Source organism: Streptomyces sp. DT2A-34, from assembly GCF_030499515.1.
In the GTDB taxonomy this organism is placed as follows: Bacteria; Actinomycetota; Actinomycetes; order Streptomycetales; family Streptomycetaceae; genus Streptomyces.
In genome coordinates, this window is record NZ_JASTWJ010000001.1 from 3290766 (window position 1) to 3303331 (window position 12566).

Consider the following 12566-nt stretch of genomic DNA (forward strand, 5'->3'; position numbering starts at 1 on the left):
CGAGCGCTAGAGCGTCGGCAGTGGTCCCGTGCCTTACGGCCCGACCGTATGGCAGCCGACGTCCCCCGGCACGGTCCGTCAAGAACCCCCGCGCTCGCCTCGCACCGCGTACACAGAAGAGGCAGCACCCTGACTACGACTTTCCGAGAGCTCGGAATCCTTCCCGAGACCGCCGAGGCCCTTGAGGCCGTCGGCATCGTCACCCCCTTCCCCATCCAGGAGATGACCCTCCCCGTCGCCCTCTCCGGCACGGACGTCATCGGCCAGGCCAAGACCGGTACCGGCAAGACGCTGGGCTTCGGTCTCCCGCTCCTGGAGCGCGTCACCGTCCCCGCCGACGTGGAGGCCGGGCGCGCCAAGCCCGAGGCCCTCACCGACGCCCCGCAGGCGCTCGTCGTCGTCCCCACGCGCGAGCTGTGCACGCAGGTCACCAACGACCTGCTGACCGCGGGCAAGGTGCGCAACGTACGCGTCCTCGCCATCTACGGCGGCCGGGCCTACGAGCCCCAGGTCGAGGCCCTCAAGAAGGGCGTCGACGTCATCGTCGGCACCCCGGGCCGACTGCTGGACCTCGCGGGCCAGAAGAAGCTCGACCTCAAGCACATCAAGGCGCTCGTCCTCGACGAGGCCGACGAGATGCTCGACCTGGGCTTCCTGCCCGACGTCGAGAAGATCATCAACATGCTGCCGGCCCGCCGCCAGACCATGCTGTTCTCGGCGACCATGCCGGGCGCGGTCATCGGCCTCGCGCGCCGCTACATGTCGCAGCCCACCCACATCCGCGCCACCGCGCCGGACGACGAGGGCGCGACGGTCGCGAACACCGCGCAGTTCGTCTACCGCGCGCACAACATGGACAAGCCGGAGATGGTCGCGCGCATACTGCAGGCCGACGGCCGGGGACTGGCCATGGTCTTCTGCCGTACGAAGCGCACCGCGGCCGACCTCGCCGACCAGCTCCAGCAGCGCGGTTTCGCCGCCGGCGCGGTCCACGGCGACCTCGGCCAGGGCGCCCGCGAGCAGGCCCTGCGCGCTTTCCGCAACGGCAAGGTGGACGTCCTCGTCTGCACCGACGTCGCCGCGCGCGGCATCGACGTCGAGGGCGTGACGCACGTCATCAACTACCAGTCGCCGGAAGAGGAGAAGACGTACCTGCACCGCATCGGCCGCACCGGCCGCGCGGGCGCCAAGGGCATCGCGATCACCCTCGTCGACTGGGACGACATCCCGCGCTGGCAGCTGATCAACAAGGCGCTGGAGCTCAACTTCAACGACCCGCCGGAGACGTACTCCACGTCCCCGCACCTCTTCGAGGAACTGAACATCCCCGCGGGCACCAAGGGCGTCCTGCCCCGCGCGGAGCGTAAGCGCGCCGGGCTGGCGGCGGAGGAGCTGGAGGACCTCGGCGAGACCGGCGGACGCGGTGGACGCGGTCGCGGTGGCCGGGGCGGCCGGGACGAGTCCCGCTCGTCCGCGTCCTCGCCCTCGTCGGACCGCGAGCGCTCGGCGCGCACGCCGCGTCGCCGCCGCCGTACGCGCGGCGGAGCATCGCTGGACGAGACGCCGGCACCGGCCGCCGGTCCCGCGACGGCGGACGAGACCGTCGAGGCCACCGCGGCGGAGTCCGTGACCGCGCCTCGCACCCCGCGCCGCCGTCGCCGCACCCGCGGCGGGGCGTCCTCGGAGCCGGCCGCTGCCGTGACGGCCCCTTCCTCGGCGCCCGAGCCCGCGGAGGCCGCTGAGGCGGCCGTCGCGACGGCGGAGGGCCCGTCCCTGGACGCCTCCGAGGAGGCCGCGGCGAAGCCGCGCCGCCGCCGGACGCGCAAGTCGGCGGAGCCGAAGGCGACTTCGGCCGAGGCGGCGACGACGCCGGAGGCGGAGGCCACGACGGTCTCGGAGCCCGCGAAGGTCACGGAGGCCGTGCAGGCGTCCGAGCCCGCTACGGCTCCTGCGGCTGAGCAGGTCTCGGAGCCCGAGGAGGCTCCCGCCACCAAGCCCCGCCGCCGCACCCGCAAGGCAACGACCGCCGCCGAAACGGCCGTCGACACGGCCGAGGACACCACCGAGGCCGCACAGGAGACCCCGGAGGCGGCGGAGTCCAAGCCGCGCCGCCGGACGACCCGTAAGGCAACGACCGCCGCCGAGACGGCCGTCGACACGGCCGAGGCCACCGAGGCCAAGCCCAAGACGCGCCGCACCCGCAAGACCGCGGCGTCCGCCACCCTGGCCGCCGACATCCCGGCGCAGCCTGCCGGGGAGCCGGAGGCCGCCGAGGCGAAGCCCAAGCGCACCCGCAAGGCCACGGCCACGGCCGCAGAGGCTGCCGTCGACACGGCCGAGGCCGCGGAGGCCAAGCCCAAGGCTCGCCGCACCCGCAAGGCCACGGCCACGGCCGAAGCCGCCGTGGACACGGCCGAGGGCACGGAGGCGAAGCCGCGCCGTACGCGCAAGGCCGCCGCGACCGTCGCGGAGCCGGAGGCCGCCGAGGCCAAGCCGCGGCGCACCCGCAAGGCGACGGCCGCTGCCGCCGAGACGGCCGTCGACACGGCCGAGGCCACCGAGGCCAAGCCCAAGGCACGCCGCACCCGCAAGACCGCGGCGTCCGCCACCCTGGCCGCCGACATCCCGGCCCAGGCCACGCAGGAGCCGACGGCCACGGAGGCGCCCGCGCCCCGTCGCCGTACCCGCAAGGCCGCGGCGACCGTGGAGGCGGCCGACGCCACGGCCGAGGCGAAGCCCAAGGTGCGCCGTACCCGTAAGGCCACGGCCGCCACGGAGCCCGCGGAGAGCTGATCTCCCGCACGACGGCCCGGTCCCGCCTCACGCGGGGCCGGGCCGTCGGCGTACCCGGGCCGCCTTGCGCAGGACCCAGCCACCACCAGGTAGGGCTCCGGCGGCGCACCGGCTACCCTCCCCCCGTGACCACCCAACCCGCCTTCACGCCGCCCCCGAACGCCCGCGCCTACCCCCTCGACACCTCCCGCGGGACCTTCGCCGTCGTCGACTCCCCCGCTGCCCCTGGCGTCGAGTCCCGAGGTGTGGCCCTGCTGCTCCCCGGATTCACCGGCAGCAAGGAGGACTTCACGCTGATGCACGAGCCGCTCGCGGCGCGCGGCTACCGTACGGTCGCCGTCGACGGTCGCGGACAGCACGAGTCGGACGGGCCCGAGCAGGACGAATCCGCGTACGCACAGGGCGAGTTGGCCCGGGACGTCCTCGCCCAGGCGGCAGCCCTGGGAGGCACCCTCGACACCCCCCTCCACCTCTTCGGCCACTCCCTCGGCGGCCAGATCGCCCGCGCGGCCGTCCTCCTCGACCACTCTCCGTTCCGCTCACTCACCCTCATGGCGTCGGGCCCCGCCCAGATCTCCGACTCCCAGCAGCAGCGCGTGAAGCTGTTGCGGGACGCGCTCGCGGTGATGACCATGGCCGAGACCTGGGAGGCGATCCGCGCCATGGGGCCGCCCGAGGAGGTCGGCGGGCCGGCGCGCGGCATCGGTGGCCAGGAGTTGCTGCGCCGCCGTTGGCTCGGCACGAAGCCCGCGCAACTCCTCGCGACGGGACGTCAGTTGTGCACGGAACCGGACCGCGTCGACGAACTGGCCGCCGTACCGCTCCCGTTCCACGTCCTGTCGGGTGCCAGCGACGACACGTGGCCGGTCCCGGTCCTGGACGACATGGCCGCACGGCTGAACGCCCGCCGGACGATCATCCCCGGCGCCGAGCACTCCCCCAACGCCGACCAGCCCCTGCGCACCGCCGAGGCCGTGGCCGACTTCTGGAACAGCGTCGACGGCGCCGGCGCACGCCCGACAGAGGCCTAATACTGCGCCTGCAGGTGCTCCCAGAACCCGTCCCGCAGCGCCCGCCGCAGATCCGCCTGCCCGCGCAGCGAGTACTGCAGCAGCCCCTCCGCCTCCACCAGCAGGTCCTGGTCGACGGACCCGGGCAGATAGGGATGCCCGGGCAGTAGTTCCACGAGCGACTCCCGCCCGCGCGCCGCGAGCCACTTCGCGGCGATCTGCGCGCCGACGAACCGGACGTCCTCCCGCGTCGGCCGGGCCCCCGCCACCTCGTACGCGGCGGCCGTGCGCCGAGAGACGTACGGCTTGAAGAAGTCGAGGTCGAGGGTGCGCTGGCTGTCGACCTCCCAGAGCAGGGGCTCGGCCTGGTTGCGGCCTTCCGGCGCCTCGATGCCCCACAGGTGCACCCGCGCCCCGTACCCCTGCGCCGCCTCGACCGCCGACACCAGGTCCTCGTCCCCGCCGAGGAGTGCCGCGTCGCTGACGGCGCGGTGTCTGGCCAGGGACTCCAGGTCGGTCCTGATCAGTGAGTCGACGCCCTTTTGCTGGTTGTTGGCGTTGAGGTTCCCCAGCCGCACCTTCACATCGGGGAGCTCGGCGATGGACTGCTGCTCCGCCGTGTGGATACGGCGCCGCGCACCGTCGTACCAGTAGACCCGCAGCAGCCTGCTGTCCGCGAAGATCGTGCGTGCCCGGTCGATGAGCGCCTCGATCAGTCCTTCGGCGTCCACGTCGAAGGCGCGACGGTCCTCCGTGCCGGCGACGAGCCGTCCCGCGGCGGCGTAGAGATAGCCCGCGTCGACGAAGATCGCATGGGTCGAGGGCGTCTTCGCCACCTCGGCGAGCATGCGTTGCAGCAGCTCGTTGGTGTGGTCGATGCGGGCGGCGAGTGCCGCGAGGTCGTCGTTCATCGCCTCCATTGTCCTGGCGGTCACGCTGCGAACACAACCGGTCCCGGTCAGTCCCCCGGCGATCTCTCACCAGCCACTTACCGGTCAGTAGTTAGCCGTTCGAAAAATTTCCTTAGCGTAGGGAATGTTTGTAACACGCAAGCCGTTGCATACGTGTGTAACCAAGTGTGAACCCAGTAGTTCTCCTCAGGAGGATGACCAGACGAAGGGAGAAGCCATGCGCTTCGAAATCATGCGACTCGACGAGGTCGACGGCACGCCCGTGGACAGCACCGTCGTAGACGCCGCCTCCGTCAACCGGATCGTTCAGCAGGCCGCGGCAATCGGTCAGCGGCTTTGGATCCGACCGGCCGAGACCACGGCCTCATAACAGACGCGGATCACCGCAGAAGCTTCGAAGCCCCCGTACGGCACTCAGGCCGTACGGGGGCTTCGCGCATACGTCGGGCTCAGGCGCCCTGGATCACCTGCGTGACGCCGTTGATGATCTGCTGCACGGCGATCGCCGACAGCATCATGCCCGCGAGCCGCGTCACCAGGACCACGCCGCCGTCCTTGATGACCCGGATGATCAGCAGCGAGTACCGCATCACGAGCCACAGCACGACATGGATGGCGAGGATCGCCGTCCACACCGACACCCGCATGCCGACGCCGTCGGCCTTCTGCACGGCGAGGATGACCGACACGATCGCACCCGGCCCGGCCAGCAGCGGCATGCCCAGCGGGACGAGGGCGACGTTGACGTCCTTGGTCTGCTTGGGCTCGTCGGTCTTGCCGGTGAGCAGGTCGAGCGCGATCAGCAGGAGCAGCAGCCCGCCCGCGATCATCAGCGCGGGGACGGAGACGTGCAGGTAGTTGAGGATCTGGTGGCCGAGGAGCCCGAACACCGTGATCACACCGCCCGCCACACAGACGGCCTGGAAGGCCATCCGCTTCTGCACCTTGGCCGGCCGACCGGCGGTGAGCGCGAGGAAGATCGGGGTGATCCCGGGGGGATCCATGATGACGAAGAGGGTCAGGAACAGGGAGCCGAAGACGGCGAGGTCGAACATGGGTGATGGGCCTTGCGAAGTGGAGGAAACGAGCGGTGGGCAGGACTGGGCTGAGCTGGGCTACGGCCGCTGTGCCGCTACCGCTGTGGGCAAACGTTCCGCAGGGCGGAACGGGTGGGCACAGCCGACAGCGCCGGGTGCCTCGAAACGAACGTGAAGGCGGCCGACCTAGACCCCGCCGGCCCCCGGGACGGGAAACGCCCCGGTCGCCCGTCGCGTGATCTCGCCGTACACCTCGGGATCCGTCGTGTACTCGCCGAGCACACACGTCTTGCGGCTGCCGTGGTAGTCGCTGGACCCGGTCGTCAGCAGCCCGAGCTCCTTCGCGAGCCCGCGCAGCCGCGCGCGCGTGTCGGGATCGTGGTCCATGTGGTCGACCTCGATGCCGTCGAGCCCGGCCGCGGCCATATCGGCGATCGCGGACTCCGGCACCGTACGCCCCCGCTTGCTCGCCGCCGGATGCGCGAAGACGGCGACGCCCCCCGCGTCCTTGATCAGCCGGATCGCCTCGAACGGGTCGGTCTCGTGCTTCTCCACGAAGGCCCGCCCGCCGTCGGCCAGCCAGTCCTGCGTGAAGGCGTCCCCCACGGTCGGTACGACCCCGAGCTCGACCAGCGCGGTGGCGACATGCGGCCGGCCGACCGAGCCGTCACCGGCGATCCGCAGCACCTGCTCCCAGGTGACGGGAACGCCCAGCTCGTTGAGCTTGGCGACCATGCCCTGGGCCCGGGGCACCCGGTCGTCGCGCACCAGCTCCCGCTCGGCGAGCAGCGCCGGCTCCTCGGGGTCGAAGAGGTAGGCCAGCATGTGCATGCTGATGCCGTCGATACGGCAGGACAGCTCGGCGCCGGTGACGAGGCTGAGCCCCGGCGGCAGCGCGGCGATCGCCTCGGCGTACCCGCGGGTGGTGTCGTGATCGGTGAGTGCCACGACGTCCAGTCCGGCCGCCGCGGCATTGCGCACGAGCTCGGCTGGGGTGTCCGTGCCGTCGGAGGCGGTGGAGTGGGTGTGCAGATCGATACGCACGACGCGAACTCCAGACGGCAACGGGACGGAAGGGGCCGCTCAAGGATAACCAGATTTTCAACGACCCCGGTCACACCCGCACAGCAATACGCCCCTTACACAGGCACCCCTAGGGGCGCGGGGCTGTATCGATATGCGGCTCCGCCCGCGGGGGCGCGACCAGCCACAGACGACCCGCACCCGCCCCTCGACAGGGGCACCCCACCCCCGTAGGCGCTACGGTTCAAGCAAGCGCGGCGACAACGCCCCACAGGGCACCAGCTCCACCTCGGCCCCCGCGTCCCGCAGGTCCGTCAGCACCAGCTCGTCGTACATCAACAACCCGGACTGCTCGGGCCACACGACCGCCCACAGCCACATCCCGAGCGCCTCCCCCGCGAAGACGGCGCGGTCCTCGGGGGTGCCGGAGACATGCCACAGCGGCGTCGGGCGGCCGGCGGCCAGAACCTTGGCCTGGGGCGGCTTCTCGACGTTCATGTGCGGCCCCGGGTCCGGTCCGTCCATGCCCGCGTAGCGCGCGCCGAGGCCGACGCCGAGTTCCTCGGCGACCAGGATCAGCTCGCCCATGCCGCCGAGCGGGCCGGGTCCGGAGCAGGCCACGGCGGTCGCGCGGCCGCCACTGCGGTCGTCGCCCGCACTGGCGACACCCGTGAACAGCCAGCCGATCGGCAGCGGCCACGGCATCCACACCGGCACCTGCGTGCGGTGCACCACAACTCCGAGGGCCTCGACGCTGGGCGGGATCACGGGCTGCACCGGATGCACGGTGCCGTGCACATCGCACTGCCAGGTGTCGGCGAAGAGTCCGGGAGCCCTGACCCGGCCACCACACTTCGGGCAACTGGGTTCGCCCCTCATAGGGCCCCACGGTCCTACCCCTCGTGCGTCACGTCAAGGACGATCACCCGTCCGGACGGAACCGGTTCACGAAGGAGGCGGATCCGCCTTTGCATCGTTAGCATGTCTAACTTAATATATGTACATGCCATCTATCTTTCTGCGTCAGCCGAAGGCCGTGTGGGCGACCGCCGGTGCGTCCGTCGTCGCCTTCATGGGCATCGGACTGGTCGACCCGATCCTGCCGTCCATCGCGAGCGGCCTGAACGCCACGGCCGGACAGGTCTCCCTGCTCTTCACCTCGTACTTCCTCATCACCGCCGTGGCGATGCTGGTCACCGGCTTCGTCTCCAGCCGGATCGGCGGCCGCAAGACCCTGCTGCTCGGCCTCGCGTTCGTGGTCGTCTTCGCCGGGCTCGCGGGCACGTCCGGATCGGTCGGCGAACTGGTCGGGTTCCGGGCGGGCTGGGGGCTCGGCAACGCGCTCTTCGTCTCCACGGCCCTCGCCGTAATAGTCGGCGCGGCGGCCGGCGGCAGCGCGGCGGCGATCCGGCTGTACGAGTCCGCCCTCGGCCTCGGCATGGCGTGCGGGCCCCTGCTGGGCGCGCTGCTCGGGGACGCCAGCTGGCGCTACCCGTTCTTCGGTACGGCCTTCCTGATGGCTGTCGGCTTCCTGTGCATCGCGGTGTTCCTGAAGGAGCAGCCGAAGCCGGCCCGCAAGACCTCGCTGCTGGACCCGCTCAAGGCGCTCGGTCACGGCGGCCTCGCGTCCGCGGCGGTCTCGGCGTTCTTCTACAACTACACGTTCTTCACCGTGCTGGCCTTCACACCGTTCGTACTGGACATGAGCCCGTACCGGTCGGGTGCGGTGTTCTTCGCGTGGGGTGTGCTGCTCGCCGTGTTCTCGGTGGTCGTGGCGCCGCGCCTGCAGGAGCGGTTCGGTTCGCTGAAGGTGCTCGGCGGCTCGCTGGTGCTGCTCGCCGTGGACGTACTGGTCCTCGGCTACGGCGGCCACACCACCGCCGTCGTCTGCACGGTCCTGTCCGGCGCGTTCATCGGCGTGAACAACACCGTCTATACGGAGCTGGCACTCGGCGTCTCCCACGCGCCTCGCCCCGTGGCGAGCGCGGGCTACAACTTCGTGCGCTGGTTCGCGGCGGCGGCCGCGCCCTTCTTCGCACCGCGGATCGAGGAGTGGACCGGCAGCATCCACGTCCCGTTCGTGGTGGCGGCGGTCACGGCGGTCGCGGGCGCGCTCGTGGTCGTCGTACGGCGCGGGGCGCTCGCGCACGATGCCGAGGAACTGGAGACCAAGCACGCGGTCGAGGACAGCGTCACCGTGTTCGCCAACTGACGCTTTTCAGCCACCGGTTGGTGAGGTTCCTCACGCCACGGTCACTCCAGCGGGACGGACGTGCGGACGGGGTCGCGAAGGTCCGTCCCGTTCGTCAGCCAGCGCTCCTGGAGGGCCTGGGCGCCGTGCACGCGCTTCCAGGCGGCCTCGTTCGGGGTCATGGGGAGCAGCGGCAGGAAGCACACGGGGTCGGCGGGCTCGTCGAGTTCCAGGTCCTCCACCAGGCCGCCCGGCTCGGCGACCAGGACCGAGGTGAACGGGGCGCCGGGCCACAGCGGCTCGCCGACGTCCAGGGAAGCGCCGGGGGCCACGATCACGCCCTCCACCTGCGGGGACGCGGCGAGCACGGCGAGCGGGCGGAGCACCTTGTCGGTGTCGGCTTGGCCGGAACGGACGGAGAGGATCAGCTCGGCGCGCGGGCCCTTGACCGGGTCGGCGAGCACCGCGGTGGGGTCGCTCATGGGCTGCGCGGCCATGCCGAGCGTGGCGTAGCGGACGATGTCGCCCTCCTGGAAACGGAGCACCTCGATGCGGTCCGTACCGAGGAAGGTGACCGCCGCGCGCGCGTCCGGTTCGCCCAGCGCGGTGCGCAACCGGGCCTCGACCAGAGGAAGAACATCAGCCATGCGGCGAGCATAGAACTCGTCAGTACCGGGCAAAGCAGCGCCTTGACACTTCAGTCGGCTGATACTCTTGCCCGGTGTTCGGGGCAGCACGCAGAAGCGTCGCGATCGAGTCCCGACGCCAAGTTTGACTCCCCTACGGGGAACCCCGAACGGGGTATGGAACGTCCCTCACGAGGGACCGGCCGGAGGAGGTGGGGCTGTCATGGATCGAAGTCGACCGTGCAGTACCACTCGCTCTTCCCGCCGCTGATGTAGCTGATTCGGCTGTTCCGCTCCGGCTGACCGCCGCCCTTTCACGCTCGCGTCCTCACACGGAAGAGCACTTCGTTTCGCTTTGCCTGATCTGTCTGATCTGAATCAGCAACGAAGCCCGCCACCGCGACGGTGCGGTGCTCCCCGCTTTGTGGACGTGCCAAACATCCTGAGGTCAGGACGTCCCCATTCCGGGCAGTTCCACCCGTCCGGCGGCCCTCCGCGCTTCGTTGCCCGTTGCGAAGGAGCCTGCCCATGTCGATGATCCGCGACCTGCGTGCCGTGGTCCGCCCGTCCCGTATCTCCCTGCGCAAGGACACCGGCGCGTACGACACCACCCGCGACCCGGCGACGCCCTCCGCCGTCGTCGACTGCGCCGTCTACCGCAACGGCGCCCGCGTGGAGAGCCCGAAGCCGCTGACCCCGCACGAGGCGATGCGTCAGGTGCGGCGTGACGGGGGCTTCGTGTGGATCGGCCTGCACGAGCCGACCGAGGCCGAATTCTCCGGTATCGCCGGCGAGTTCGGGCTGCACCCACTGGCCGTGGAGGACGCGGTGCAGGCCCACCAGCGCCCGAAGCTGGAGCGGTACGACGACTCCCTGTTCACCGTCTTCAAGACCATCCACTACGTCGAGCACGACGAACTCACCGCCAACAGCGAGATCGTCGAGACCGGCGAGGTCATGTGCTTCACCGGGCGGGACTTCTTCATCACCGTCCGGCACGGCGGCCAGGGCTCGCTGCGGGCGCTGCGGCACCGGCTGCAGGACGACCCCGAGCTGCTCGCCAAGGGGCCGTCGGCCGTGCTGCACGCGATCGCCGACCATGTCGTCGACGGGTACGTCGCCGTCGCCGACGCGGTGCAGGACGACATCGACGAGGTGGAGACGGAGGTGTTCTCGCCGGGCCGCAAGGGGACACCGCGCGGTACGGACGCGGGGCGGATCTACCAACTCAAGCGTGAGGTGCTGGAGTTCAAGCGTGCGGTGTCGCCCCTGCTGCGGCCCATGCAGCTGCTGAGCGAGCGGCCGATGCGGCTGATCGACCCGGACATCCAGAAGTACTTCCGGGACGTCGCCGACCACCTCGCCCGGGTGCAGGAGCAGGTCATCGGCTTCGACGAACTCCTCAACTCCATCCTCCAGGCCAACCTCGCGCAGGCGTCCGTGGCGCAGAACGAGGACATGCGGAAGATCACCTCGTGGGCCGCGATCATCGCCGTACCGACGATGGTGTGCGGTGTGTACGGGATGAACTTCAAGCACATGCCCGAGCTGCACTGGAAGTACGGCTACCCGGTGATCATGAGCATCACGGTGGCCATCTGTCTGGGCATCCACCGCACGCTGAAGCGGAACGGATGGCTCTGACCGGGCCGGGGACCGCTGGATAGTCTTGGGCCATGACAAGCGAGCTGCTCGACCAGGCCCTCGTCGAGGAGGCCACGAAGAAGTCCGGCCTCATCTGGGTCAAGGGCCCCGGTGTCCCCGCCCGGGCGCTGTGGCACGTGTGGCACGAGGGTGCGGCGTGTGTCGTGGGCGACGGGCCGGGCGAGCAGCCACTGCCGGGGCTGGCCGACGGGGCGGAGGCCGAGGTGACGGTCCGCAGCAAGGACAAGGGCGGCCGGCTGGTCTCCTGGAGCGCGAAGGTCGTCGAGCTGGTGTCGGGCTCCGAGGAGTGGGAGGCGACGGTCGGCGAGCTGAAGGGCAAGCGGCTCAACGCTCCCGACGGCGAGGCCATGCCGGCCCGCTGGGCCCGCGAGTGCCGGGTGCTGCGCCTGGAGCCGACGGGCACCACCGCCCCGCTGCCGGACGGCTCCCTGGCCGAGGCGCCGTTGCCGTCCCCGGCGACGACGCGTCAGCCGATCCCCGCGGGCCTTCCTCGGCTGCTGCTGAAGAAGAAGCGGCGCCGGTAGGCGGTCACGACGTCGGCAGCTGCCTGCCGTAGTCCACCGTCTCGTCCTTCGCGGGCTTCTCCAGGGTGAAGTCCTTGCCCCAGGACGAGAAGGTCAAGGTGCCCGCGCCGCCGGCCCGGGTCAGGCGCAGGGGGTACGGGGTGCCCTCCAGGGAGACGTCGAGGGTGCCGCCGGAGCCCGAGTCGCCGGTGATGCGGATGGTGCGGGTGCCGGCCTGCTCGTGGTGGCCGTCCGTCGCCAGCGTGCCGTGGAGGGTCAGCAGGCCGTCGAGGAGGACGTCCTTGTCGGTGAAGCCGCTGAACTTCTTGTACGAGGGGTCGCCCTGCGGCACCTTCACGAACTTGCCGTTCAGCTTGTCCGCGGCAGCGGTGTCCGTCTTGTCCGCGCCGCCCTGCGCGCCCGCATCGCTCCAGAAACCGGCGTCGGCCTTCAGATACAGCTGCTCACCGATCCGCAGCAGCTGGAACGTCGCCCCCCGCACGGTGACCGAGCCCGTCGCTCCGTCGGACTTCAGCCGCATGTCGAGTTCGTAAGTGCGCCCACTGGTCACCACGTTCCCGGAGAGGCGCACCGCGTCGGTGGCGTCGGCGGCCGCGCGGGTCTTGCGCTGGATCTCGGCGGCGGGCAGCTTACCGACCCCGTTGGCGCCCTCGTCGGGGTCCTCGCTGCATCCCGTCAGTGCCGTTCCCGACACGACCAGGGCGCACACGGCGCTCACCAGCGCGGCCCGGCGAGTACGACCCTGGGGAATCGCAGTCACAGGTGGGGCTGCCTTTCTGTCATGGG

The 12566-nt window shown here is 71.1% G+C and carries 12 protein-coding genes; 6 read left to right on the forward strand and 6 right to left on the reverse strand.

The window, feature by feature from the left end; translation table 11 throughout:
• The first annotated feature begins 48 nt into the window (after positions 1–48).
• A complete protein-coding gene (locus tag QQM39_RS14235; RefSeq protein WP_301997068.1) occupies positions 49–2793 on the forward strand; it encodes a DEAD/DEAH box helicase in 2745 nt (914 codons plus the stop codon).
• A 125-nt stretch (positions 2794–2918) separates the two neighbouring features.
• Positions 2919–3824 (forward strand): alpha/beta fold hydrolase, encoded by a 906-nt coding sequence (locus QQM39_RS14240; RefSeq protein ID WP_301997069.1) that lies wholly within the window; start codon positions 2919–2921, stop codon positions 3822–3824.
• On the opposite strand, the gene QQM39_RS14245 is transcribed toward QQM39_RS14240, so the two are convergent.
• Entirely contained in the window at positions 3821–4714 is an 894-nt protein-coding gene (locus QQM39_RS14245; protein WP_301997070.1) for an NYN domain-containing protein, read from the reverse strand. The two genes, QQM39_RS14240 and QQM39_RS14245, sit on opposite strands and share 4 nt — an antisense overlap.
• A gap of 217 nt (positions 4715–4931) precedes the next feature.
• Here QQM39_RS14245 and QQM39_RS14250 point away from each other — a divergent pair, with 217 nt between their 5' ends.
• Positions 4932–5084 (forward strand): hypothetical protein, encoded by a 153-nt coding sequence (locus tag QQM39_RS14250; protein WP_093906763.1) that lies wholly within the window; start codon positions 4932–4934, stop codon positions 5082–5084.
• Positions 5085–5163: 79 nt separating this feature from the next.
• Here QQM39_RS14250 and QQM39_RS14255 read toward each other — a convergent pair whose 3' ends face one another.
• The 3 genes from QQM39_RS14255 to QQM39_RS14265 form a co-directional block, all read right to left on the reverse strand.
• Entirely contained in the window at positions 5164–5769 is a 606-nt protein-coding gene (locus tag QQM39_RS14255; RefSeq protein ID WP_301997071.1) for a MarC family protein, read from the reverse strand.
• Between the two features lie 168 nt (positions 5770–5937).
• Positions 5938–6795 (reverse strand): PHP domain-containing protein, encoded by an 858-nt coding sequence (locus QQM39_RS14260; protein ID WP_301997072.1) that lies wholly within the window; start codon positions 6793–6795, stop codon positions 5938–5940.
• A gap of 216 nt (positions 6796–7011) precedes the next feature.
• Complete coding sequence (locus QQM39_RS14265) at positions 7012–7653, reverse strand: DUF6758 family protein (RefSeq protein ID WP_301997073.1); 642 nt, start codon at positions 7651–7653, stop codon at positions 7012–7014.
• Between the two features lie 118 nt (positions 7654–7771).
• Between QQM39_RS14265 and QQM39_RS14270 the strand changes: the two genes are divergently transcribed.
• Complete coding sequence (locus tag QQM39_RS14270; protein ID WP_301997074.1) at positions 7772–8986, forward strand: MFS transporter; 1215 nt, start codon at positions 7772–7774, stop codon at positions 8984–8986.
• Positions 8987–9027: 41 nt separating this feature from the next.
• On the opposite strand, the gene QQM39_RS14275 is transcribed toward QQM39_RS14270, so the two are convergent.
• A complete protein-coding gene (locus tag QQM39_RS14275; protein WP_301997075.1) occupies positions 9028–9612 on the reverse strand; it encodes a suppressor of fused domain protein in 585 nt (194 codons plus the stop codon).
• Positions 9613–10119: 507 nt separating this feature from the next.
• On the opposite strand from QQM39_RS14275, the gene QQM39_RS14280 reads away from it, so the two are divergent.
• The gene (locus tag QQM39_RS14280) at positions 10120–11235 is read left to right on the forward strand and encodes a magnesium and cobalt transport protein CorA (protein WP_301997076.1); all 1116 of its coding nucleotides are present in this window, start codon (positions 10120–10122) and stop codon (positions 11233–11235) included.
• Positions 11236–11267: 32 nt separating this feature from the next.
• The gene (locus QQM39_RS14285) at positions 11268–11780 is read left to right on the forward strand and encodes a hypothetical protein (protein ID WP_301997077.1); all 513 of its coding nucleotides are present in this window, start codon (positions 11268–11270) and stop codon (positions 11778–11780) included.
• A 4-nt stretch (positions 11781–11784) separates the two neighbouring features.
• Here the strand turns inward: QQM39_RS14285 and QQM39_RS14290 are convergent, their stop codons facing one another.
• Positions 11785–12540: a hypothetical protein gene (locus QQM39_RS14290; RefSeq protein WP_301997078.1), complete on the reverse strand. Its 756-nt coding sequence runs from the start codon at positions 12538–12540 to the stop codon at positions 11785–11787.
• Between the last annotated feature and the right edge of the window lie 26 nt (positions 12541–12566).

Bases quoted from the DNA above. Each gene is read 5' to 3' on its own strand.
- QQM39_RS14235 (WP_301997068.1), top strand. From the start codon at position 49: ATGGCAGCCGACGTCCCCCGGCACGGTCCGTCAAGAACCCCCGCGCTC.
- QQM39_RS14245 (WP_301997070.1), bottom strand. From the start codon at position 4,714: ATGAACGACGACCTCGCGGCACTCGCCGCCCGCATCGACCACACCAAC.
- QQM39_RS14250 (WP_093906763.1), top strand. From the start codon at position 4,932: ATGCGCTTCGAAATCATGCGACTCGACGAGGTCGACGGCACGCCCGTG.
- QQM39_RS14255 (WP_301997071.1), bottom strand. From the start codon at position 5,769: ATGTTCGACCTCGCCGTCTTCGGCTCCCTGTTCCTGACCCTCTTCGTC.
- QQM39_RS14265 (WP_301997073.1), bottom strand. From the start codon at position 7,653: ATGAGGGGCGAACCCAGTTGCCCGAAGTGTGGTGGCCGGGTCAGGGCT.
- QQM39_RS14270 (WP_301997074.1), top strand. From the start codon at position 7,772: ATGTACATGCCATCTATCTTTCTGCGTCAGCCGAAGGCCGTGTGGGCG.
- QQM39_RS14275 (WP_301997075.1), bottom strand. From the start codon at position 9,612: ATGGCTGATGTTCTTCCTCTGGTCGAGGCCCGGTTGCGCACCGCGCTG.
- QQM39_RS14280 (WP_301997076.1), top strand. From the start codon at position 10,120: ATGTCGATGATCCGCGACCTGCGTGCCGTGGTCCGCCCGTCCCGTATC.
- QQM39_RS14285 (WP_301997077.1), top strand. From the start codon at position 11,268: ATGACAAGCGAGCTGCTCGACCAGGCCCTCGTCGAGGAGGCCACGAAG.